The sequence below is a fragment of the Lentibacillus cibarius genome, from assembly GCF_005887555.1.
Classification (GTDB): Bacteria; Bacillota; Bacilli; order Bacillales; family Amphibacillaceae; genus Lentibacillus; species Lentibacillus cibarius.
Window position 1 is genome coordinate 273,821 of sequence record NZ_VCIA01000001.1, and the last position, 22,533, is coordinate 296,353.

The window sequence follows — 22,533 nt, forward strand, 5'->3', positions numbered from 1 at the left end:
TGCAGGAGTATTGATGGGATGGTTTCGGGAAACATGGTTCCGTCATTCCCATCCTCGGTTGTAACGTTTAGATTATGATTTTGTATCATCTACTGCTTTTCACGTCTGAGCACGCTTATAGCAGAACTTGTCGATCGGCGCCCGTTTGAGGAATAGTTGCAATCAAGTATTTATTACTTTTGAGTGGTTTTTGATCGGTCAGGAACTCCCCATTTAACAATCAATCCGGTATATGTGAGTCCCCCGCCAAATCCATACAGGATAACCGTATCATCATAATGTAATTTATCTTCTTTTATTCCGAGGTCGAGTGCTAATGGTATCGATGCCGATGAAGTATTTCCCATATTTTCAACACTGTATAATGTGTTGTCCATACTAATATGTGATTTTTCACCAATAGATTCAATCATTCTTAAATTTGCGCTATGAGGTACAAACCAATCAATGTCTTCTGTTTTTAAATTTGCTCTTTCTAACAATGTCTGGAGACCAATTGGAACCATTCGTACCGCCCACTTATATACTTCGCGCCCATTCTGAACCATATTTCCATTCCCAAGCAAATCCATACCATTCATTTGCTTTGACAATCCAGTACGATAAAGATGGATCCCACCTTCCCCATTCGTCCCTAAAACAGAAGATATAAAACTGGGGTTTTGTTCATCATATTCAACTAATACCGCGCCAGCCCCATCGCCGAACAGAACACATGACGAACGATCAGTGTAATCCGTAACTTTCGATAACGTCTCTCCCCCAATTACCAATATTTTTTTGTGAAGTCCGGAGGTAATTAAACCATTGGCTACGTGTAACCCATATGTAAACCCAGCACATGTCGCATTCAAATCAAATGCACCAGTACTTTTCAAGTTAAAATGTTCTTGAACTTGACAAGCTACACTTGGAAATGCGTAATCTGCTGTAGAGGTGGAAACAATAATTAAATCAACATCGTCAAGATTCTTATTATAATCTTGTACTATTTTTTCCACCGCCTTAATACATAAATCGGATGTAAATTCATTTTCCTCTGTTATGCGACGTTCTTTCATACCTGTTCTCTGAGTGATCCACTCATCATTTGTGTCAACAATTTTTTCTAAATCAGCATTAGATAATATACGTTTCGGTACATAACTTCCAACGGCTGTAATGCGAGCTTTTGATTGAGTCATTCATTTCACTCCTTACCTTATTCTTATTCCACTTTAACACATGATATTATTACCTGGTACTAAAAATGTACCCTTAAGAAGGACGCCTTCTATTCGAGAAGCGCGCCCTTTAGCTGAAGAATACTTTTATCTTAATACCATTCATCGTAAATTTCTTTTAGAAAACCTTCCGTAATGGTTATTGTTGTTGTTTAACATAAAAGTCAGTCATATAACAATAAAGTTGGTAGCCTTAAAATATTACTGAAATTGATTACCTATCTTCCGCAACGGGCGACGCGACAAGTTCTGCTATAAACACTTTGAGGCACGAAATGCTGGGAACTTTCAAATGAATTCCAACTTTACAACGGAGGGTGAAAATGACGGAACCACGTTTCCCGAATTCATCTCGTCAACAATCCTGAGTGCATCTATTTTTGAGGTATGAAGCCAGTTGATTCGGCAGAACGAAGGCTTGAAGCCTCTCTTCGAGAGAAGGTATGTCGACGGATATCTTGAACGGCTGAAGAACTGGATGGGGCATCTACCAGAATAACAGTAAAATATACAGTTTGTGAGTATAATGGCGTTATGAAAGGTTTTTAAAAAGTCCGTAACCATTATTATTGGAATCAATCTTATGAAAAGCCACCTTTTTGTAGGTGGCAAAGGCTTTAAATCTGTTAATCAACACCAGGGAACCATCCAGGGGTGTGGATAATCGCTTTCCAAAGAGGATTCGGTACGACCAGCCGATCTTGACCATTTGTATCTAAAATCGTCTCAATATCGGAAGCCTTTCCTTGTTCGATTTTGCCTACCCAGTCGGGATCTATAATAAGTTCGCGTCCTAAAGCTAGCAAAGGTACATCGCTTTGGATTGCGGATCGGGCATCCTCGGCTGAGTAGATGGAGCCTACTCCGACAACAGGGACTTTGTTCCCTACACGATCTTGGATGATGTCTAAGCGTGAACGTGTATCTTCCAAGCCTCGTCTAGGACGGGACCAAAAATTCATTAGTGAAACATGAATGTAATCCAGTTCCTGATCGGCTAAAACATCGACGAATTCCAACGTGTCCGCCATTGTAATACCTGGAGTTTGGGGTTCTTCAGGAGAAAGCCGGTGCCCCACGATGAATGGATCTTTTGCGTGGTCACCCACGGTTTTCTGGATCTCATTGATGACAGCCAGTGGAAAGTTCATTCGTTTTTTCAGGCTTCCACCCCAGTGGTCGTCACGATGATTTGAATGAGGAGAAAAGAACTGATGGATCAGGTATCCATTCGCTCCATGGATTTCAACCCCGTCGAATCCGGCTTGAATGGCTCGACGGGCGCCCTCCCCATACGCATGAATGATTTCCTTGATTTCGCCATCCTCTAATGCACGGGGAACCGGTTCGTTCTCTCCTGCCGGAACTGCACTAGCACTGACAATGTCCCCATTTGGGACTAAATCCGGTGGACACAACCGTCCGCCATGATAAATTTGCAAGACCGCTTTGGCGCCTTGATCTTGAATCGTTGTCGCCAACCTTCTTAATCCCGGGATCATATCATCATTGTGCACGCCAATTTCGCCGGAGAAGCCTTTGCCGCCTGCTGTCACATTGGCACAGGCTGTGACGACCATGCTGACCCCTTTTGAACGACGTTTATAATATTTCACTTCATCATCAGAAACCGTTCCGTCCGAATTTGAGGACCAGTTGGTCATGGGGGCCATGACCACACGATTCTTCAATCGGGTACCATTCGGAAAAGAAAAGGATTCAAATAATGGCTGGTATTTTTCATTCAACGTTTTTGCCTCCCCTTTATAACTTCAACCTTAAAAAAGATTATTTTACAAAAATTTCCTATAATAAAAACAACCTATCGCATATCATATAAATACTTTCATTACTCGCAAATTCCTTAGATATTCCTTAGTGCCTCTTCAATCAGAACATCGCCTGAGAGAATTTCAAACACCCGATGGGATGTATTTTCTGTATCTAGTGAAGTGACAGCAACCTGCGCTACATCAGCACGCGGAATGCCATTGGAACGGTCTTCGATATGTTCCGCCGCGGTAATGGTCCCATTGGCAGGTTCGTTTAATAACCTTCCGGGACGGAGAATGGTATAATTCAAATGGCTGGATTGCAGGTTTTTGTCCGCATCGCCTTTTGCTTTGAAATAATATTTCATGGACTCCGGACCATTATCAGGGGTATCAGCATTCATTGAACTGACCATGATAAAACGCTTTACATGATTATTTTCTGCCTCGTTCACCGCCTTCATAGCACCTTGGCGATCCACCAATTCCGTTTTTTCAGGACCGGTATGGCCACCGGAACCAGCGGTAAAAATCACCGCATCGCAACCGTCAAAAGCATAAGAAAAATCCTGTTCTAAATCGGCAACAACAACCTCCGCCCCTAAATGTTCTAGTTCATTCGCCTGATTTTCGTTGCGAATCATCGCCTTTGCTTGATGTTCGCTCTTGTCCAGGACAGATAAAATATGTTGTCCAATTTGTCCATATGCACCGATCACTAATACTTTCATATCAACAGCTCCTCATCTACTAATTTCACAGCTTTAACTGATGGTTATTTTTCATCCCCAATATTTAAATTTATCTTCTCTAGTAGGATTAAACAATCGAATCAATTCCATTAAGCAGTCTCTTATACGCTATCAATACCGAATTCATCAAGTATGGATTCGATATTGAACTTTTATTCTATTTTACCACGCTAGCCCTTAATCAAAATAAGACCATAATCGCGTCTTTCGTGTTGGACAGATACCCATTGTACTGTTGTGAATTCGTCAAGAATCCAGTCCCTATTAAATCGACCAAGACCTGATTCTTTTTCCCCGCCAAACGGGACGTGGGACTCGTCATTAACGGTGATCATTGACATGAACCATACCGATATGAAGTCTTCTAGCGATGTTTACCCCATGTTCTAAGGAATCAGAATGGAAGGCTCCGCCTAAGCCATACGGTGAATCGTTGGCGATGTCACTCCTTTGCCATGAAAAAAATCGTTAGTAAAATCTGTGCACTTTCCTTACCTTACCCCACTCGGAGGACAATTTTTCCTTTGGCATGATGTGTTTCACTTAATCGGTGGGCTTCTTGAATCTCCTCAAGTTTCATAACTGTCCCTACATTTGCGCGGATCTTTCCTTGTTCAATCATTTCCCCGATCTTGGCAAGCTGTTCACCATCAGGTTCAAGGAAAACATAGCCCGCTTTCACCTTTTTCGTTTGGGATAATTCCTGATCAGGCTGATCAGCAATAGAAACCAGAACACCTTCTTCTTTTAAAACATCATAACTTTGCGTCTGGATGTCACCGCCAAGCGTATCAAACACAATGTCCATATCGGCAAGAACATGTGTGAAATCTTCGTTGCGGTAATCAATAACTTTGTCTGCCCCCAGCGATTTAACAAATTCAACATTTTTCGTGCTGCATGTCGTTGCCACCCAGGCACCCAAGGATTTTGCTAGTTGAATGGCAAAACTTCCAACTCCTCCTGATCCAGCGTGAATTAACACTTTGTCACCTTGTTTGATGTCAGCAAAGTCATCAAGACATTGCCACGATGTTAATCCAACAAGCGGAATTGATGCAGCTTCTTCAAAAGATTGATTTTCCGGTTTTTTTGCAACAAGGTTTTCATCAACAGCTACATATTCCGCATAAGTTCCATTACGGGTTATATCCGGCCGGGTAAATACCTTGTCTCCGACCCTGAATTTCGTCACTTTTTTTCCTATCTCTTTTATTGTTCCTGCGGCATCCAAACCGAGAGTAAGCGGAAAGTTATAATCCAGCATTCCTTTCAGATACCCCTCACGTATTTTCCAATCAACGGGGTTTACGGACGTAGCTGCTATCTCAATCAAGACGTCATTGTCTTTCAATTTTGGTTCGTCTACCTCCGTATACTTTAACTCATCGATGCTGCCGTAATTTTCAATAATAACTGCTTTCAATTTGGGTCCTCCTTCATCATGTATTTCCTTATTTCTAATTCGTTATTCCTCATCGACTTTTATAAGTTGCTTGCCAAGATTTTCACCTTTAAACAACCCGAGAAAAGCTTCTGGTACGTTCTCAAATCCTTCCACAATATTTTCTTCATATTTCAGTTTCCCCTCGGCTAACCAGCTTGAAAGATCCCGGATACCTTCACTGAAACGGTCAGCATAGTCACCAATGATAAAGCCTTTGATCAATCCACGGCTCTTAATGAGTTTTGTCTGAATTCTTGGACCTAAATCACCGTCCGTCCGGTTATAAGACGAAATTGCACCGCAAAGAGGGATGCGTGCAAATTCATTTAATAGATTTATCGCTGCGTCAGAAATTGGTCCGCCGACATTGTCAAAATATATATCTATTCCATTTGGGCAGGCTTTCTCAAGCGCCTTTTCCATATTTGGAGAGGTTTTATAGTTAATCGTTTCGTCAAAGCCAAGTTCCTGCTTTAAGTAGGTTGTCTTTTCATCGGAACCAGCAATTCCGACAACTCGAGCTCCTTTAATTTTGGCAATCTGTCCAACGATCATACCAACCGCTCCTGCTGCACCGGATACAACAACTGTTTCCCCTTCTTTTGGCTGACCAATATCAAGCAGACCAAAATAAGCAGTCAAGCCAGTTAAGCCAAGGACACTCAGGTATGCGGTCAGAGGAGCGATTGTTTCATCAATTTTACGTACCTTAGATTCTTGAATAACGTTATATCGCTGCCATCCGAGCGTCCCGACTACTTTATCACCGACGCTTAACTGATCTGAATCAGACAAAACGACCTCTCCAATAATTCCGCCACAGATCATCTCATTTAATTCGAAAGGTTTCACATACGATTTTGCATCATCCATCCTGCCTCTCATATACGGATCAACAGATAAATAGATTGTTTTAACAAGAACCTCTCCTTCTTCCGGTTGTGGTACAGGACTGTCTTGAAATGTAAAATTCTCTTTTGTTGGCAGCCCTTTTGGGCGCTTTGCCAATAGAATCTGACTATTTTTCAATTTTTCTTTTAATGTCATTATCTTTCCACCCCTTTAGCCTTCAAGTCGACTGCAATATTATCCCTGGTTGCTTTGGAGTATGGACAGATTTGATGGGCGGATTCAACAAGTTGTTCAGCTACTTCTTGTTCAACTCCCGGAATTGTAACATCCAATGCAACAGTAAGAGCAAAACCTCCATCGGTATCTTTTCCTATTGATACTTGCGCTTTCACCTCTGTTTCGTCAATTTTAATTCGTTGCTTTCTGGCAGCCAGATTCAACGCACTGTCAAAGCAGGCCGCATACCCAGCGGAAAATAATTATTCCGGATTGGTCCCTTCTCCCCCTGCACCGCCAAGTGATTTAGGCATTACTAATGGCATATCAATTATCTTATCATCTGAAATCACACGTCCATTACGTCCACCTCTGACAGTGGATGAAGCAGTATATAAAGCATTCAAGTTTATCACCCCAATTTAATTTTGTGCAATTTAATTGCGCGATACTTATTAAACCATAAAAATTTCTTCTCGTCAAAAAACCAGTTTGACATTTTATGAACTTCCATATAGTTTAAAATAGAGAAGGACTGAAAGGATGATAATTAATGGAGAAAGATGAAGCAATAAAATTAAACAACCAACTGTGTTTTTCTATCTATTCATTATCAAGGGAAATAAATAAATTGTATCGTCCGTTTTTGGAAGAACTCAATTTAACGTATACACAGTATCTTGTCATGCTTGTTTTGTGGGAAAAAGAATCCTGTACAATGAAGGAGTTGGGAGACAGTCTTTTTCTCGATTCCGGAACACTTTCCCCAGTGCTCAAGCGCCTTACAGAAAGAGCGTTAACATACCGAAAACGAGATCCCGATGATGAAAGACGTGTATTAATTTCCTTAACTGAAGAAGGAAAACAATTAAAGGAAACGGCAGCGGAGATTCCCGGTAAGCTTATTAAAAAGAGTGGTCTCACTGAAGAGGAATTTTCGAGAACCCTTTTCGACTTCACAAATTTATTACAGCATATTCAGCAAGCGAATACAGAGTAAATCATGTGCCTCAGCAAAAAGGAAAGAAAAGGTAACAGGCCCCTCTTTCCTTTTTACAGTTTAAATGCCTTTCTCTTACTAGAATATTCTTGTATCCGGGATGGCTGATGCTCCTGAAAAAAATCCAAAATCAACCATAAAAAAGGTGACAACCTCACCTCCATAAATTAAACTACATTTTTCTTCCTCAGCTGTGCCTTTGTAACTCCTTTTTACAAATCTCCCCCATCTCCCTCGATCCCTTATCCCACTTGACCTCAACCCTTGTTTCATCCATAGAAATCCCGTCTTTCATCCCTTACATGAAGGAGATTTAACTCTTATTTTTACTATTTATTTTAAGAAATTTAATACAAATAACCAGGCAGTTTAGTCAAAAAAATAATAGTTTGTCGCTCTTGGTTTCTTCTTTTCAACAGTCGAATATTGGGATGAACACTACAATGATTGGTCAAAGGATAGAATTGACCACGTCAAGACATTCGTTCAATTACGCAAAGGTTTTCAAAAAACGTGGGTTCGTAAATTGTGACACGTGATTCGCAAAATGAATAAATTCCCCCACAATGCAAATAATAAACCTATCCCTAACAAAAGAGGTGAGTCACCCATGGAACGTTTAATGTTAAAAGGCCTGTTGGCCGCGTGTGTCGGAATTTTACCCTTCATATTCAAAAAGGGACCTTTACCAATTTTAATCATTGCCTTCCTTTTTAAATAACCATATCCCCAATAACCAAGGTGTAACAAAACCACCCAATATATTTACCCACATAATTATCACCTGTTATGATATTTTGTGTAATTAAATACATAAATATGCTTAATTGAATTATTCTGTTAGTTAGCTTAAGTACATTTTTCCCCATCTCTTCGCTACCTGTTATTCAAGAATAGTCAGCAATAGGTAAGCGTCTAAATTTATCTTCGGCTTTTCTTTTGCTCCACACGAACAAACTGTAATATTGGTGAATCCAACAAAAATACCCCTCTCTTTTATTCCGTTATCTGACCCTACAATGTCAATTTAGGCGCTTTTTCCGGATTAGCCTCCGTTAACGCAATAAATTTTAGTTTAATTTTTTTGATAGTAACATAAAAATGTCAACTAATACCCCATCAATGATACCTATAAAAACCCAAACGTACTAAAGTCATTCATCAAATTAGGTAAGTTAACAATCAAAAATAAACCAAATATAATTCCTAAAAAAAGAGAAAAAGCAACATTTTAATCCCCCCTTGTTAAAAATTCCTGCCCTATTGTTTAGTAAATTTACTGAAGTCCATGATTAAGTATTTGGCTTCTTATAACTTCATTCCCAAAAGTAAACCACAAGAGTAATAATAAAACTATAATCCCCATTATAAGGCTGAACCAAGCAAAGTATTTATTTTCTTTATTTATCAATGGATTAAAGTACAATTAATAATACTCCAAACGCGAGAGTAATTACTACCGAAAGTTGTCTTGATAAGGTTTCAAAGACCATTGCTCTCACCCCTTTAAAGAATTTTAATATCAGTATGTCACTCCTTGCTAATTAGATTAGAATAATGAGAACGTATTTCACTATATAAGTACCAAAAACTTTGTCAACAACACTGCACCAGGATGCCAAAGTGCCGGTCAACGATCAAGTCCTTTTTTAGAAGTATCTAAAAGCTAGATTATATCTTCATTACTTCTTAAACTCATTAGCTGCGTTACCTTGCAATATGATCCTTCAATAACAATCTGAGTACAATTTTTTAACCCGCAAAAGCGCCGTTTGCTGAACACTGGATAACAAAGAAAATAATAGCCAAAAAATAACGTCTCGATTAAAGAAGGTTAAACAGAGACATACGGTATATGCGTTGATGCATAAAAACTTATAACCAAAAGTACAAGAACATATAATATAAATGTATAGTCATACGGGGAATAACTAAAGTTATAGTAGTAGGTACGGTTCTTATCATCAGAAAATTGCTTCGCCTCCATCGCTACTGCAATCCGATGGGCGCGTCGAATACTACCTGATAAAAGCGGGACAGCATAGGATTTTATCTTAAAAAAGATGGACTTGAGACCTTTTTGTTTTTTAACACCTCGAACTTTCATGGCATATCGAATGGTTTGAAATTCTTCCTTCATAATCGTGATTAGTCGTAATGCAGCCATAAAACTATACGCATATTTCGGCTTTAATTTTGCTTGCTGCATTAACGAATAGAATAAATTCACTGGTTTTGTTGTTAATGCAAAGGTTAGACCCATCATTGCAAAGATAAGAGCACGAAAATCAACTAGTAATCCCGTAAAAAAGCTCTCTTCTGTTATATGAACAAGTCCCCACTTAAACCATGTCGTCTCCCCTTGTCCAAACATTACCATGGCTGATGATGTTGATATAAAAATGAAACAGAACGGAACGACTAAAAGCAAAATAAATTTAAGCGGATAACCAGTAAACAATAAAAATAGAATGAGAAAACCAACACTTAGATTCATCATATAATTTAGATTATCAATAAATAAGACGGCAATGCAGAGTATACATACAACCAAAAGTTTTAAACTGGGATTCACACGATGGAGCCATGTTTCCTTTCCCAATAAAGTCATCTGACTCCTCCTTTTAAAGAACCACGCCTGCTTCAAGACTGGACTTTTTGAATTCCGTTTTGTTCTGGCGTTCAGATTGTTCATCTTTCATTACTTTACCGTTTTCTACCGTCCAAATTCTTGTAGCGAAATACTTGGATATTTGTTCGTCATGGGTAACCATTATAAAGGTTGTACCTTGACGGCGATATTGTTCAATCCATTCCAATAAAGCAAATGTATTTCTGGAATCCTGTCCAAATGTCGGTTCATCCAATAGAATAATCTGCTGCTCCTTAATTATTGATGCAGCAACACTTAACCGGCGCTTTTGTCCCATCGATAGCTGAAAAGGATTTTTATCCTGATGATTAGCTAGTCGAAAAACATGAAGAAGTTCAGCGACACGCTGTTCAATTAGATGTGGATCGGTATTGTCTATTCGCAACGAATAAGCAATTTCTTCATAAACAGAATTCGCTACAAATTGAAGTTCTGGATTTTGAAACACAAATGTCATTTGTTCATGTAAATTTTTTACTTTTTTAATTGGTATTCCCATTAATTCGTATTTTCCCGTCGTTTTTATGAACTGCATCAGCGCATGCAAAAATGTACTCTTCCCAGCGCCATTATCCCCACGAATGACAATCCACTCACCGCCAGAAACCTGTTGTTCATCAACGGAGATTTTAATTTCCTTGTTTCGATAGCCTTTAAATTGTTGTAATCTTAAAAGGTTATTATTGTTGACACTTACTTCACGCTGAACGGGATGTTCTGCAAGATAATCATCCCAGACGCCCGGAAACCAAATTCCCTGTCTTTTCATCTCCTGTTTATAATTAGAGAAAATCATATCCTTTGGTCCATCAGCAATAATCTCTCCATTTTCGTTAAATAGGATAATCCGGTCAATAAATTCCAGCACATGATCAATTTTATGTTCGACGACAAGTACAGTCTTATTTTCACTAACATTTTTTATAACATCCCATATATCCTTCGTTCCAACTGGATCAAGCATCGCTGTTGGCTCATCTAAAAATAAAACGTCTGGATTAAGAGTAAGAACGGATGCAATAGCAAGCCGCTGTTTCATGCCTCCTGATAAAGATGCTATGGGTGTATGAATGTCCTGCAACTCCAATGAAACCTCCTTAAGCTGCCGATTAATTCGCTTCTGCATTTTCTCCCTTGGTATTCGGAGATTTTCAAGGACAAAAGCAATCTCTTCATCGACATACGGCATGCAAAACTGGCTGTCTGGATCCTGAAAAACATACCCCCATGATGAAGGGCGCTCTAGTTTGTCAGCTTTTAACGGTACTTCATAAGAATTTGGAATGAGTCCGCTTAACAGCTGCAAAAGCGTTGATTTACCACAGCCAGAAGGTCCTAACAAAAGAACCTTTTCACCTTTTTGAAACGAAACGGATAAATCCTTAAATAAGAGCGATTCGTCACCAGGAAATTTCAGTCTTAAATTCTCAACACGTGTCATTTGTTCCATCTTTATCATCCTTATCTTTCATCCACATCCAATGCATCATAATCTTCTCTGGATGCCGGACGAACAAGATTCGTAACTCCTGTCGTTTCAAGTGCTTTGACAAGATAATAAGCTAAAATACCAGCAAAGAACAGTGAACCGATAGATCGAGCAACTAAATACAAGATTAAGTTCCAAGTCGACAGGGCTAAAATTTCTCCATAAAAACTATCCATAATAACGGAACCTATACATGAAGAGAGACCTGCTAATACAGCTATTGATAAATCAAATCGTTTATAGCGAAATGCCATAAACACGAGTTCTGCAAATAATCCTTGAACCACTCCATATAATAGAACCGTCAATCCCCAAGGTGATCCGAGTAAAAACTCACCAGACGCAGCAGCAATCTCTGCCAATAACGCAACTCCTGGCTTTCGAATGATTAAATAGACGACAGGTGCTGCGATAAACCACATTCCATAAACGAACTGATCAAGGTGCAGACCAATAGGGGTTAATGTATAATATAGCGGGCCCCATAAGATATAAACAATTCCAAATGCAATAGCAATCACAATCGTTACTAGAATATACGTTAATTTCAATCCTTTTGCCATGTATTTTTCTCCTCCTCTAGTCTTTTCCACCTAATGGACCATACTTCTTGTTTGTAAGCCATATTCCAAAATGATAACTCATAAGATAAAATGCTCTTTATTCGTTCTCTATCATCTTCTGAAACTTTTTTCAGCTATGTCATCTCCTCCACTAATAAATGAATGATGAAAACTTGCTGCCCTAATTTCATCTACAGCTTGACGTACTTCCCCTGAAAATTTCATTTCTTCCCCCCCTCCCTAAATTTATAAATAAAAATAAAAAACCACCTTCTTATTACAGAGAAAGTGGTTTTAATTGAAAATAATACATATGTATTGTTTGCAACTAAACGCCACTTCCCTCCGCTGGTATGATCCAGATCAGGTTCTAAGGGTCTTAAAGTCATACTTTAATCTCAGCTCTATGGTGAATTGATCACCTTGAAAGCTCCCCTAGTGGTTTTATTCGTTTATTTACTTGTATCATACTATGTTCAATATATTTGTCAAGGATTACTCAAATATGTTTTTTAAAGAATTACTTTAATTCATATCTATTCTATTCGTTAGTTTATGATAGGTATTTATTTACAATATTAACGGCAGTTCCAAGTGCATATTCTCAACACAATATGCTGTTTTCAGCAAATGTGAGGTTTTAGTCTTTTAGAATTTGTTAGTTAATGACAGCTACGTGAATATAAGTTATAATAAACAGGTTCTGAATCACCTTTCATTTAAGGGAAGGGGGTTTTTTATGATTACTATATATAATGTCAGCAAATGGTTCGGCTCGTTTGAAGCAATTCAATCGGTATCGTTAAGTATTAAGTCGGGCGAAATTCATGGTATTATTGGCGCGAGTGGTGCAGGGAAATCAACGTTACTGCGAATGATGAACTTATTAGAGCAGCCTGATGAAGGAGAAGTTATCATAAATGGTGAAACGCTGAACCATTTAAAAGGTAAGCGAATTCGTCACATACGTCAGTCGTTAGCTATGATCTTCCAAGGGTATCATTTAGTCGGCAATAAAACGGTTTTCGACAATGTCGTCGTGCCGCTAGAATTAGCTAAAGTTCCGAAAACAAACCGGACAGAACAAGTAATGAAGAGTTTGCGTTTTGTGGGTCTCGATACGTTAAAAGATCAGTACCCGGGGCAGCTAAGCGGAGGGCAAAAGCAACGCGTCGCTATTGCGCGAGCGATTGTCAACCAGCCTCAAGTGTTGTTATGTGATGAACCAACGTCATCACTTGACCCGAATACAACAGCGGAAGTGCTCGAAGTATTAAAGCGAATCAATCAAGAATTTGGTGTCACCATTGTCATTGTTACCCACGAAATGGAAGTAATCAAAAGTGTCTGTGAACGAGTGACGGTTATGGCAGATGGTCGCATCTACGAAGAAATTAATATCGATCCGACAGGAGTACATAAAATTGAACATAGCGCCGAAGGTTTTGTCAAACGTTTGAAATCAGGTGGTGACGTCAACAATGCCTGATATATTAGTTGATTATCAAACTGAGATTTGGGTGTCAATTGGCGAGACATTTATTATGGTTGGTTCTTCAATACTAGCGGCATTGTTAATCGGGCTTCCAATTGGCACCTTTTTATTCCTGTGTCGCAAAGGGCAATTGCTTGAAAATCAATTTGTTTTTTCATCCTTGAACTTAATCGTGAACATTATTCGTTCGTTTCCATTCTTGTTACTCGTTATCTTTTTAATTCCGTTCACGCGTTTTATTATTGGAACGGCGATTGGTACAGCAGCTGCGATCGTCCCGATGACCGTTATTGCAATCGCGCACTATTCTCGTCTGGCAGAGCAATCGCTTCTCGATGTCCCTAAAGGCGTGATGGAAGCGGCTGTTTCGATGGGCGCGTCAGTTAAAGATATTATTTTCAAATTTTTGTACGTTGAAGCACGCTCAGCACTCGTCTTAAGCATGACGACATCGACGATTAGTTTTATTTCTTACTCGACGATCATGGGTGTTGTCGGTGGTGGTGGTATCGGTGACTTTGCCATCCGTTATGGTTACCAACAATTTCGAACTGATTTGATGATTTATATCATCATTATTATGGTGATATTTGTGCAACTCATTCAATATGCCGGCATTACATTAGCAAGAAAAATAGACAAACGATAAGGGGAGATTATTGATGAAAAAATGGATTATAATCATGATGGTCGTCCTAATATCTGTGCTAGTCGCATGTAGCGGCAGCAACAACAGTGAGAAGGCAGAAAAATCAAGTGATGACAATAATAATGGCGAGGATAAAGAGCAAACAGTAAGAGTTGCTGTCGTTGAATCACCTATGTTAGACGTTGTAGAAATTGCACAGGAAAATCTCGCCGAAGACAATATTGAAGTAGAGATTGTTGAAATGGGTGACTATATTCAACCAAACGAAGCGCTAGCAAACGAAGAGGTTGATGCGAACTTCTCACAACACGTCCCATTTATGAATCAGTTCAACCAAAACTCAGACGCTAATTTAACAGAGGTTCAGCCAATTTATTATGCTAATTTCGGCCTTTATGCACAAGAATACGCTAGCGTGGAAGAGTTTCCTGATGACGCAACGATTGGTATTGCAAATGATCCGTCTAACATTGACCGTTCCCTTCGCCTGTTAGCTTCACATAATTTAATTGAATTGAAAGAAACAGATAGCGGACAGTACAAATTAGAGGATATTAAAGAAAACTCACACAACTATAGTTTTGAACAAGCAGGTATTACTGCTTTAACTCGTTTGTATGAAGATTTTGATGGCGTTATCGTTAACCCGACACACGCTGGTAACTTAGATTTAACTCCGGCTGACGATGCGCTCATTACAGAAAAAGAAGATAATAAATTCGCAATTACATTAGTCGCGCGTGAAGATAATGCGGACTCAGAATTGATCCAACAGTTAGCTGACGCGATGACGAGCGAAGACGTTCGCAAGTTTTTAAATTCTCGTGAAGGCGAAGCTTCTATTCCGGCATTCTAAAAACCGAATGGTTCACCACCCCTGTGGCATATAGTATTGAAGCGCACCCCAGAAAGTTGTATTTGTCGCACAACTTTTGGGTGCGCTTCACTATAGTGATAGGTAAGACCTTGAAGTTATCGCTAGCTTCTCCCGCACTTCAATCGCACTTACGACTTTCACCACCTACAGCGTTCCAACTAAAGCCAATTTCATTTAATTATCAGCACTTCTTGTGGCTCAATTCTTCCATATCAATAAGTCGATGCTCCCTTGAAAGATAAACCGCTTTTATTCATACGAGAACCTTATTAACGTATTAGAAAATGCCTGATCTTTACCGAAATTGTGTGACCACGTTTCATTTGAGTCAGGAACGTTTTCCACCAATAGAAATAGTGACAGCGTCATTATAAAATTTATCATACATATTTTTGACGTTCGTCAATGAAAACAAAAGCTTATGGTTATGGTCATCAAAAATCACAAAATTCCCTGCAACACAAGACATGATATAGAAAATTTTCCAGACGATTCAACTCAAATATTCGCTTCATCATATATGAAATCCGGCTCAAATCCAAGATCGCGCAGCATCTGGTGGTCTTCCGTATCTTCCCGGCCAAGGGTTGTCAAATAATCACCGATAAAAATTGAGTTTGCTGCATACAATCCCAATGGCTGAAGACTTTTTAAATTAACCTCTCTGCCACCCGAAATACGTATCTCTTTTGTCGGATTAACATAACGAAACATAGCAAGCACCTTCAAACAATATACCGGATTTAATTCGTCAGTTCCTTCTAGCATGGTTCCGTCAATCGCGTGCAGAAAGTTTACGGGTATAGAATCTGCATCCAGCTCTTTGAGTGCCTTAGCCATTTCCACAACGTCTTCCTTTGTTTCTTTCATTCCAACAATAACACCCGAACATGGTGACATACCTGCTTGCTTTGCTTGATTCACGGTCCGAACCCGATCCTGATACGTATGACTTGTTGTAATCGCATCATGATGATTTTCTGAAGTATTGATATTATGATTGTAGCGGCTGACACCCGCATATTTTAGCTTATCAGCCTGCCCGGGTTTCAATATGCCAAGACAGGCACAGATTGTCAGATCGTATTTGGATTTGATTTCTTCGACTGCCTCAGCCACATGATTCAGTTCCCGATCAGTCGGCCCTTTACCGCTCGCCACAATACAGTAAGTACCGGAGCGCATCTGCTGTGCTTTCTCAGCACCTCTTATAATCGAATTCTTGTCCAGCATCCGATACTTTTCAATTGGTGCAGTAGAGTCTCTTGACTGTGCGCAGTATCCGCAGTTTTCCGAACAATTTCCGGATTTTGTATTAATAATCATATTCAGTTTTACTTTGTTTCCATAATAGTGTTTACGAATCTGATATGCACCGTTTAACAATTGCAAGATATCATCATCAGGGCATTTCAGTATGCCCATTGCTTCTTCATCCGTCAGTTCATATCCGTCCAAAACACCTTTTGCCAGTTTACTGTATTCCATATATGCATCTCCTCCCCGTTTACGCTGCATTCTCTTTTTGAAAACGTTGAACCCCGATTCCTGATTTTCTAAGTCTGTATGCGAAAAGTCCTGCGCCAATTGAAAGAATAATATCTTTCGGTAATGGCACCATCATCCATGCCCAGGCTAGTCCGTATGTGAACCCCTCCGGTGCATCAAACCAGAGAATATACGCCGCATACATCCAGTTAGTCCCAAAAACATAATTAATTGCCAAACCAATCAGTGCTGCAGTTATGTACATTGGCAGACTCCTTTTCTTTTCAATCAATTTTCCGGCAACATAAGCTACTAGAATAAAAGACAAAATGAAACCAAATGTCGGCGTAAAGAAAACCGCAGCTCCTCCTTTGAATTGTGCAAATATAGGTGCACCTACAAGCCCGAGCATCATGTAAACAAACATGGAAAATGCTCCGAGTCTGCTACCCAGCACTATACCTGCGAGCACCGCAAAAAATGTCTGTAACGTTATCGGTACACCACCAACAACCATAAATGGTGCAATTGATGTGATATTTGCACCGATTGCCGTCATCGCTACAAACACGCTGGCTGTAGTAATGTTAAGTGCTGACCAGTTTGTTTTGGCCATAATCGTCACCTCCTAATTATATATTGTTAACCTAATAATATTTTGGTTAACAATTATAGTGCAAAGAATATCATAAACTCTTATAAAATAGAAGACCTTAAAATAAAAATTAGAAATTTCATTATTGATTGAGGAATTTCTAGACTTTAAATCCGAAGACGAAAGTTGGGTTAAACTTATATAAGGCCACTTTATATAAAAATCAAGCCTAGTAAGGACTCTGAATACTATAGCACATAGACCAGCTTTTAATATTCTTCCTTACTTATATCTATTTAATGTTTCTTTTGGAATATGACAATAATCATTTGGACATCTAGCTAACCTATCTTGATGTTCTTCTGCACTTCTCACATAGTTTGTAAGAGGTAATACTTCAATAACTATGAGGTCATAATCATTTCTCTCACCAAGAAATGCCTTCGCCTCTTTTAAGTGTTTTGGCTTTTCGCTATATACTCCTGTCCTGTATTTCTCGCCAACATCCCTTCCTTGTTTATTCAAGCTGTATGGATCAATAATTTCAAATAAGTATCCCATTAATTCCCTGATTGATACAACCGTCGGATCAAATCCTGTTTTGACACATTCGGCGTACCCATCATAATCACCCTCAAGTGTATGGCTTGTTCCATTAGCTCTTCCCGCTTCTGTAAACTTAACTCCAGGTAAAGTTTTTATAAAAGCTTGTACTCCCCATAAACATCCACCTGCAAAATAAACTATTTCCATATTATTCTCTCCCTTTATACAGCAAATGGCCCAACAATCCAAGAATGGATCGCAGTTCTTATTCCAGTTTCGCGCCTGATAGCGGGATTGTAGAAAGTACTTCTTTTCTATAAATCATCTTGCACAAACCCTAATTCATTGCCGTCTATATCTAGTATGGTAAATTTTCTACTTCCATAAGGCGTGGAAAACAATTCCTCTACTATGTCTGCTTTACCTTTAAATTTTTGCCAAAGTGTGTCAACGTCATCGACATAAAAGTTAAAGCGTCCAGGAGATGGATAATTTTCATGTTCCATCAACCCAAACATCGCTCCTCCTTCATGTTCAAAATGTACGTAATTAGGTTGTTCAGGAGGCCATGAAGCTGCAACCGTATACCCTAACACTTCTTCATACCACTTTACTGCTTTTTCAAGATCCCTAACATTTGCTCTAACATCTTTAACCTTGTTTTCATTTACAATCAATCCCCTCATTCACATTTCATACCATGGGATTTTAGGTCTCGATCTTGGATAACCGAATTTTTGACGGTACGCTTTTCTATACTCGGTGAAGTCAAACCACTGCTTGTCACTGACCGAGTGATTAGCATGATGAATAACACATATGATTTGATCCTCCACACAAGGGGCAGTTCTGCATCCAAGTGTAGCCTCCAATTTTCCGTTTGTGTTAAAGGTAGCCTGGGATTTTTATAGCCATTCAATTCAACCCACCTCTCTTATAATGGAATTTTACACACTAAAATAATTCTATGTTGCTTACTAAAAGTCCTGCTTGTTCAAAAACTAACCCTAACATGATGTAAGAGCGCAATTCTTATTACAGAATTGCGCTCTATTATTGAGGATTTGAGTTATCCCTTTTTCTTTTTATAATATCAACAACGATATGGAATGCCAAAGCTAAGCCAAACGAAAAGAATAACAATCAAAGTGTTTACTATTATGCTCCAAAAACCATAAGTCGGTAAGTAAGAAACTAACAACGACATAGGGACTATAAATATCAGATCTAGCCATCTCATTCTATTAAGTACTTATTTTAAGTCATTCAAACGAATACCTAGCTTTTTTGGCAACGTGGCGCCAGGCATTATGCTTATTTAATAACCAAAACTTGCCCGATTCAGACAATTTAAACAACTGCGTCCTTACATGGAATAAGCACATTTGATGAATTTATATACCATATCTATGATAATCTCTAAAATATGTTTTGTTATCCTTACCTAATTCGAATCAAATGCTTCCCGATAAAATTCTCTTAACTCAGTTCCATTATCCGGCCATTCAGGTGGCAGTTTGTTAACCATCATACCCAATGCATCAAGACAGCGATGCCATCCTGCAGCTGTTGCTGACGCCCAAGACCAGTCATCAAACGTATGCTCAAATGTCATTCGACATCCATCAGAGGTGTTTTGCAATTCGATTCGCAGCAAATCATCAACTTCACGAAAAGCAAAAACCACAGGTGGCTGGAATGCAGTAATCACTCCTTCATACTTTGTTCCTTCTCCATCTGTTGGGTCCTGTCTGGCTTCCAATAATGAGCGTGCTCCCGGGTTTGTTTGTGGGATTTTTGTTAAAAAGGATACTTACAAAGAAGCTGACCTTATGATCAGCTTTTTTCTTATTCAAATTACCTTTAATGCCTTATTACTTTATTCCATTAAATGGCCCGACTGATGAACAAATTTATTCCGGAACAGCGCCCGATTACTGAATTTTACCTTAGTATAAGTTAAAGATTAAATCTTTGTCTTTTTTAAAAAAACTCCTTAACCCAAATACAATAAGCATCCCTATGAACCCTGCTATACCAAAGCAAATAATGGACTGCCAATCCATTGCCTCGTTATGCCATAGACTTTTAAAGAACTCGAATCAAGTTATTCCAATAAACCATCCAAGAGCCAGTTTCATTAAATGTGAAAATTGCAAAATTATCATCCTCCAGTTGCTTTCCGTCAAAAAGTAAATTCTTACTCCATTAAATGGCCCTTTAACTTGATACCAATTATTTCAAATTCCAAGAATTAACTCAATCCTTTTTTCTATAAAAAATGGCACTTACCTTATTCGCGATAAGCTGTGAGCGTCAAGTGAAATTGAACACTTTTTGCTAATTAATTTTGAACACTTTTATCCTGTTCATTTTCTTCGCCAAAAATGGATTTTCTGTATTTCATTCGGTAACTTTCCCCATCCATTTGGATTACCTCCGCGCGATGTAAAATACGATCGAGGATGGCCGTGGTAGTGGCCGGATCCCCAAGAAGGTCTCCCCAATCTTTCGGCCCCTTATTTGAGGTGAAAATGATGGTAGATTGATCATATAATTCATTAATCAGTTGGAAAAACAGATTCGCCTCCTGTTGATTCATGGCCATATACATTAAGTCATCAATGATAACGAGATCCGACTTAAGGATACGCTTTTTTCTTGTTTGCGATTTGCGAATGACATCTGCTGTTTTAAGAATATGAACCAATTCGCCCATTGGCAGGAACGAAACCTGGTAACCCCGATAAATGGCCTCAATCCCCAGCGCAACACCCAGAAAGGTTTTCCCTACGCCGGGTGGCCCCAACAGAATTAAATTATATAGTTGGTCCAGCCACGTTAGTTCTTTTAGTTGATTCAGCTGTTTTTGACTCAACGCTGTTTGTTCATGAACATCGAATTCCTCCAACGTTTTGTGAAAAGGAAATGCCGCCCATTTCATGTTGCGCTCAATCCGTTTCTCCTCTCGGCGTTTTTGTTCGTAATTCAATAAACGGGCAAGAAACTCCTGGTAGGAGGCGTCTTGTTTCTCCGCCTCCGTAATCATTTCAGGGAGTTGTTGTGCCGTTTCTGAAAGCCGTAATGTGCGCAATTGCTGTTCAAGATGGCCTGTTGATGTCATGTAGAAGAACCTCCTTCCAGAATGCTGATATAATCGGTCAAAGCCCTAGTCGTTGGCTGACAATTCTCATAAGATTTATGAACGGGTGAAGAAACGTCATTCTCCATTGCCTGATCTGTGCTCTCTGATTCCTCCTGATGCAGGTGGTTTAAGACGTCTCGAAAATCATTTCCGGAATATAATCTATTATCCACACACATTATTAATGCCTGTTCCATTCGCTGGCTATCGCTGTTTTTCGTGCATTTCGCTATGACTTGGAGCTGGTCTTAGCGTGACGTGGGTAACATTTACGAATTTCCCCCAAATAAGTCGTCGCCCGATTCGGATTTTCAAAACGTGAAGCCAAGCTTTGGATATAGGCTTCAATATCCTTTGAACGATCCCTGCGATGATTAGACGCTTGAATGAGTTCTCCTTTTCGGTTATCGATTTTGTGTTCAGCGATGATCTCGCCGTTTCCGTCAATCACGGTCAGTATCTCACCTTTATTTAAAAGATGAACCTGATTGGACTCCCCATGTTGATAGGTACCAAGTGGCACGGAATAACGATTGCCATCGTATAGGATAGTGTTGTCCTTCCTCACCGTTACTGTTATACTAAAATCATCTTTTTTAAGTATATTTGCTTTAGGAATGACTGGGCGCAAGTGTTTCTTTTCTATTTGAAACACCGTGTCCGGTTTCTTTTTTGTTGTATTGTGTATTTTGCCGTTACCGGTTCGATCCAGCCATTCCTGACACGTCTCGTTCCATTTATCAATGTTGTCAAAAACACGATGTTTGGCAAAACCATTTTTGACGAATCCCACAACATTTTCAACTCGTCCTTTTGACTCCGGATCAGCTTTCTTGCACATATAAACCCGGAATCCCCGTTCCTCTCGATACTTCTGAAAGTCTGCTGTAAAAATGAGGTCGCCGGCATTTTCATCGACAAGAATGACACGATCCTGGTCATAAACGATTTCTTCAGGCATTCCATCAAGTTGTTCAAAGAATGTCTCATGCGCCTGGATAACGTCTTTCGTCGTAAACGGCCGATCCCACCACATCACTGTTTTATACCGTGAATTCGACAGGACAAGGCAGATAAAGTAAAGCTTTTTTTCCTCTCCTTTCGTCGTCTGTTGTTTTGTCTCACCAAAATCAACCTGTGCCTGTTGCCCCATGGGGGGATCGGGAATGGCCTCGTAGTCTCGCACATGTAATACTTTAGGAATATGATACCGCCCTCGTAATTGGCTGACATAATTGCGAACGGTACTGGCCGCAACATCCATATTTCCGTGTTTCTCTAAGAGCCAATCTTGTATCTGCGCGGCCGAAAGGTCGGGGTGCTTTTTCAACCAGGAAAAGATCTCATTTTCATAAGGATCAAGCTTTTTAGAGCGTTCCTTTGTGCCGGCAACCCAAATAGACATTTCCTCAGGCTCCCGATTCAGATAATCATAAACAGTTGTTCGTGAGATGCCAAGCTTTCTGGCGATCTGAGCAACTTTAAACCCCTGCTGGTAAAGCTGCCGTATGTCCGTGTACACTCTGAACTTGTCCACCTTTCCATACACTCCATTTCTTTGATGATATCTATTAACCTATCATATCGAAATGGCGTGCGTCTTTTTAAAATAGAGCATGTAGACTACCGCGCTCACGCTTGCTTCCTTCTCATTCGCATTAGCTTGCTCCGCAAGCAAATGCTCATTACGAAGCTACGCCCTCCAACATTTAAAAAATATTCAATTTTCAAGGTGCAAATGAATCGTTGACAGAATCAAAATGAAAACATG

The 22,533-nt window shown here is 39.4% G+C and carries 21 protein-coding genes, 2 pseudogenes and 1 riboswitch; of the genes and pseudogenes, 4 read left to right on the top strand and 19 right to left on the bottom strand.

Annotated elements, in window-relative coordinates; genetic code table 11:
- Positions 1-173: 173 nt before the first annotated feature.
- The 7 genes and pseudogenes from FFL34_RS01385 to FFL34_RS01415 form a co-directional block, all read right to left on the bottom strand.
- Positions 174-1,184 (bottom strand): ketoacyl-ACP synthase III, encoded by a 1,011-nt coding sequence (locus FFL34_RS01385; protein ID WP_010529128.1) that lies wholly within the window; start codon positions 1,182-1,184, stop codon positions 174-176.
- Positions 1,185-1,849: 665 nt separating this feature from the next.
- Complete coding sequence (locus FFL34_RS01390; RefSeq protein ID WP_135111235.1) at positions 1,850-2,971, bottom strand: NADH-dependent flavin oxidoreductase; 1,122 nt, start codon at positions 2,969-2,971, stop codon at positions 1,850-1,852.
- Between the two features lie 116 nt (positions 2,972-3,087).
- Positions 3,088-3,726 carry an SDR family oxidoreductase gene (locus FFL34_RS01395; protein ID WP_138600673.1) on the bottom strand — a complete coding sequence of 213 codons (639 nt, stop codon included), beginning with the start codon at positions 3,724-3,726 and terminating at the stop codon, positions 3,088-3,090.
- Between the two features lie 191 nt (positions 3,727-3,917).
- Positions 3,918-4,191 (bottom strand): annotated as a pseudogene (locus tag FFL34_RS01400) (aldehyde dehydrogenase family protein); the annotation flags it as partial.
- 52 nt (positions 4,192-4,243) lie between these two features.
- Entirely contained in the window at positions 4,244-5,173 is a 930-nt protein-coding gene (locus FFL34_RS01405) for an NADP-dependent oxidoreductase (protein WP_010529125.1), read from the bottom strand.
- Positions 5,174-5,215: 42 nt separating this feature from the next.
- Positions 5,216-6,241 (bottom strand): NADP-dependent oxidoreductase, encoded by a 1,026-nt coding sequence (locus tag FFL34_RS01410; protein ID WP_010529124.1) that lies wholly within the window; start codon positions 6,239-6,241, stop codon positions 5,216-5,218.
- Positions 6,241-6,669 (bottom strand): annotated as a pseudogene (locus FFL34_RS01415) (organic hydroperoxide resistance protein). The gene FFL34_RS01410 and the pseudogene FFL34_RS01415 overlap by 1 nt, the downstream one beginning before the upstream one ends.
- A 146-nt stretch (positions 6,670-6,815) precedes the next feature.
- On the opposite strand from FFL34_RS01415, the gene FFL34_RS01420 reads away from it, so the two are divergent.
- Entirely contained in the window at positions 6,816-7,262 is a 447-nt protein-coding gene (locus tag FFL34_RS01420; protein ID WP_010529123.1) for a MarR family winged helix-turn-helix transcriptional regulator, read from the top strand.
- 1,834 nt (positions 7,263-9,096) lie between these two features.
- Here the strand turns inward: FFL34_RS01420 and FFL34_RS01425 are convergent.
- Genes FFL34_RS01425 through FFL34_RS01435 form a run of 3 tightly spaced genes read right to left on the bottom strand, consistent with a single transcriptional unit; the run spans position 9,097 to position 11,967 of the window.
- A complete protein-coding gene (locus FFL34_RS01425) occupies positions 9,097-9,873 on the bottom strand; it encodes an energy-coupling factor transporter transmembrane component T family protein (RefSeq protein ID WP_138600675.1) in 777 nt (258 codons plus the stop codon).
- Between the two features lie 13 nt (positions 9,874-9,886).
- A complete protein-coding gene (locus tag FFL34_RS01430) occupies positions 9,887-11,365 on the bottom strand; it encodes an ABC transporter ATP-binding protein (protein WP_138600677.1) in 1,479 nt (492 codons plus the stop codon).
- A gap of 11 nt (positions 11,366-11,376) precedes the next feature.
- Entirely contained in the window at positions 11,377-11,967 is a 591-nt protein-coding gene (locus FFL34_RS01435) for an ECF transporter S component (protein WP_138600679.1), read from the bottom strand.
- A gap of 323 nt (positions 11,968-12,290) precedes the next feature.
- Positions 12,291-12,414, bottom strand: a riboswitch (TPP riboswitch).
- A gap of 292 nt (positions 12,415-12,706) precedes the next feature.
- Between FFL34_RS01435 and FFL34_RS01440 the strand changes: the two genes are divergently transcribed.
- From FFL34_RS01440 to FFL34_RS01450, 3 genes are read left to right on the top strand one after another with little or no spacing between them, the layout of a single operon-like run.
- Entirely contained in the window at positions 12,707-13,456 is a 750-nt protein-coding gene (locus FFL34_RS01440; protein ID WP_138600681.1) for a methionine ABC transporter ATP-binding protein, read from the top strand.
- Complete coding sequence (locus FFL34_RS01445) at positions 13,449-14,111, top strand: methionine ABC transporter permease (RefSeq protein ID WP_138600683.1); 663 nt, start codon at positions 13,449-13,451, stop codon at positions 14,109-14,111. Before FFL34_RS01440 ends, FFL34_RS01445 begins: the two co-directional genes overlap by 8 nt.
- A gap of 13 nt (positions 14,112-14,124) precedes the next feature.
- A complete protein-coding gene (locus tag FFL34_RS01450) occupies positions 14,125-14,967 on the top strand; it encodes a MetQ/NlpA family ABC transporter substrate-binding protein (protein WP_138600684.1) in 843 nt (280 codons plus the stop codon).
- A 519-nt stretch (positions 14,968-15,486) separates the two neighbouring features.
- On the opposite strand, the gene bioB is transcribed toward FFL34_RS01450, so the two are convergent.
- The 9 genes from bioB to istA all read right to left on the bottom strand — a co-directional run bounded on the left by bioB (position 15,487) and on the right by istA (position 22,299).
- Entirely contained in the window at positions 15,487-16,476 is a 990-nt protein-coding gene (gene bioB / locus FFL34_RS01455; protein ID WP_138600686.1) for a biotin synthase BioB, read from the bottom strand.
- Between the two features lie 19 nt (positions 16,477-16,495).
- The gene (locus tag FFL34_RS01460; RefSeq protein ID WP_138600688.1) at positions 16,496-17,092 is read right to left on the bottom strand and encodes a biotin transporter BioY; all 597 of its coding nucleotides are present in this window, start codon (positions 17,090-17,092) and stop codon (positions 16,496-16,498) included.
- A gap of 261 nt (positions 17,093-17,353) precedes the next feature.
- Positions 17,354-17,824 carry a peptide-methionine (S)-S-oxide reductase gene (locus FFL34_RS01465; RefSeq protein ID WP_138600690.1) on the bottom strand — a complete coding sequence of 157 codons (471 nt, stop codon included), beginning with the start codon at positions 17,822-17,824 and terminating at the stop codon, positions 17,354-17,356.
- Positions 17,825-17,931: 107 nt separating this feature from the next.
- Entirely contained in the window at positions 17,932-18,294 is a 363-nt protein-coding gene (locus tag FFL34_RS01470) for a VOC family protein (protein WP_171046239.1), read from the bottom strand.
- A 9-nt stretch (positions 18,295-18,303) separates the two neighbouring features.
- Positions 18,304-18,489 carry a helix-hairpin-helix domain-containing protein gene (locus FFL34_RS01475; protein ID WP_138600694.1) on the bottom strand — a complete coding sequence of 62 codons (186 nt, stop codon included), beginning with the start codon at positions 18,487-18,489 and terminating at the stop codon, positions 18,304-18,306.
- A 221-nt stretch (positions 18,490-18,710) separates the two neighbouring features.
- Positions 18,711-18,857, bottom strand: coding sequence for a DUF6007 family protein (locus FFL34_RS18985; RefSeq protein WP_411712046.1), 147 nt, complete (start codon positions 18,855-18,857; stop codon positions 18,711-18,713).
- 204 nt (positions 18,858-19,061) lie between these two features.
- Positions 19,062-19,379 carry an SRPBCC domain-containing protein gene (locus tag FFL34_RS01485; RefSeq protein WP_181954917.1) on the bottom strand — a complete coding sequence of 106 codons (318 nt, stop codon included), beginning with the start codon at positions 19,377-19,379 and terminating at the stop codon, positions 19,062-19,064.
- 582 nt (positions 19,380-19,961) lie between these two features.
- Entirely contained in the window at positions 19,962-20,741 is a 780-nt protein-coding gene (istB, locus tag FFL34_RS01490; RefSeq protein WP_138600698.1) for an IS21-like element helper ATPase IstB, read from the bottom strand.
- Positions 20,742-20,991: 250 nt separating this feature from the next.
- Positions 20,992-22,299 (bottom strand): IS21 family transposase, encoded by a 1,308-nt coding sequence (gene istA / locus FFL34_RS01495; RefSeq protein ID WP_234031397.1) that lies wholly within the window; start codon positions 22,297-22,299, stop codon positions 20,992-20,994.
- Positions 22,300-22,533 lie beyond the last annotated feature (234 nt).

Bases quoted from the DNA above. Each gene is read 5' to 3' on its own strand.
- FFL34_RS01465 (WP_138600690.1), bottom strand. From the start codon at position 17,824: ATGGAAATAGTTTATTTTGCAGGTGGATGTTTATGGGGAGTACAAGCT.
- FFL34_RS01445 (WP_138600683.1), top strand. From the start codon at position 13,449: ATGCCTGATATATTAGTTGATTATCAAACTGAGATTTGGGTGTCAATT.
- FFL34_RS01460 (WP_138600688.1), bottom strand. From the start codon at position 17,092: ATGGCCAAAACAAACTGGTCAGCACTTAACATTACTACAGCCAGCGTG.
- FFL34_RS01420 (WP_010529123.1), top strand. From the start codon at position 6,816: ATGGAGAAAGATGAAGCAATAAAATTAAACAACCAACTGTGTTTTTCT.
- FFL34_RS01450 (WP_138600684.1), top strand. From the start codon at position 14,125: ATGAAAAAATGGATTATAATCATGATGGTCGTCCTAATATCTGTGCTA.
- FFL34_RS18985 (WP_411712046.1), bottom strand. From the start codon at position 18,857: ATGAGATGGCTAGATCTGATATTTATAGTCCCTATGTCGTTGTTAGTT.
- FFL34_RS01395 (WP_138600673.1), bottom strand. From the start codon at position 3,726: ATGAAAGTATTAGTGATCGGTGCATATGGACAAATTGGACAACATATT.
- FFL34_RS01410 (WP_010529124.1), bottom strand. From the start codon at position 6,241: ATGACATTAAAAGAAAAATTGAAAAATAGTCAGATTCTATTGGCAAAG.
- FFL34_RS01430 (WP_138600677.1), bottom strand. From the start codon at position 11,365: ATGGAACAAATGACACGTGTTGAGAATTTAAGACTGAAATTTCCTGGT.
- FFL34_RS01425 (WP_138600675.1), bottom strand. From the start codon at position 9,873: ATGACTTTATTGGGAAAGGAAACATGGCTCCATCGTGTGAATCCCAGT.
- FFL34_RS01440 (WP_138600681.1), top strand. From the start codon at position 12,707: ATGATTACTATATATAATGTCAGCAAATGGTTCGGCTCGTTTGAAGCA.
- FFL34_RS01385 (WP_010529128.1), bottom strand. From the start codon at position 1,184: ATGACTCAATCAAAAGCTCGCATTACAGCCGTTGGAAGTTATGTACCG.
- FFL34_RS01435 (WP_138600679.1), bottom strand. From the start codon at position 11,967: ATGGCAAAAGGATTGAAATTAACGTATATTCTAGTAACGATTGTGATT.
- istB (WP_138600698.1), bottom strand. From the start codon at position 20,741: ATGACATCAACAGGCCATCTTGAACAGCAATTGCGCACATTACGGCTT.
- bioB (WP_138600686.1), bottom strand. From the start codon at position 16,476: ATGGAATACAGTAAACTGGCAAAAGGTGTTTTGGACGGATATGAACTG.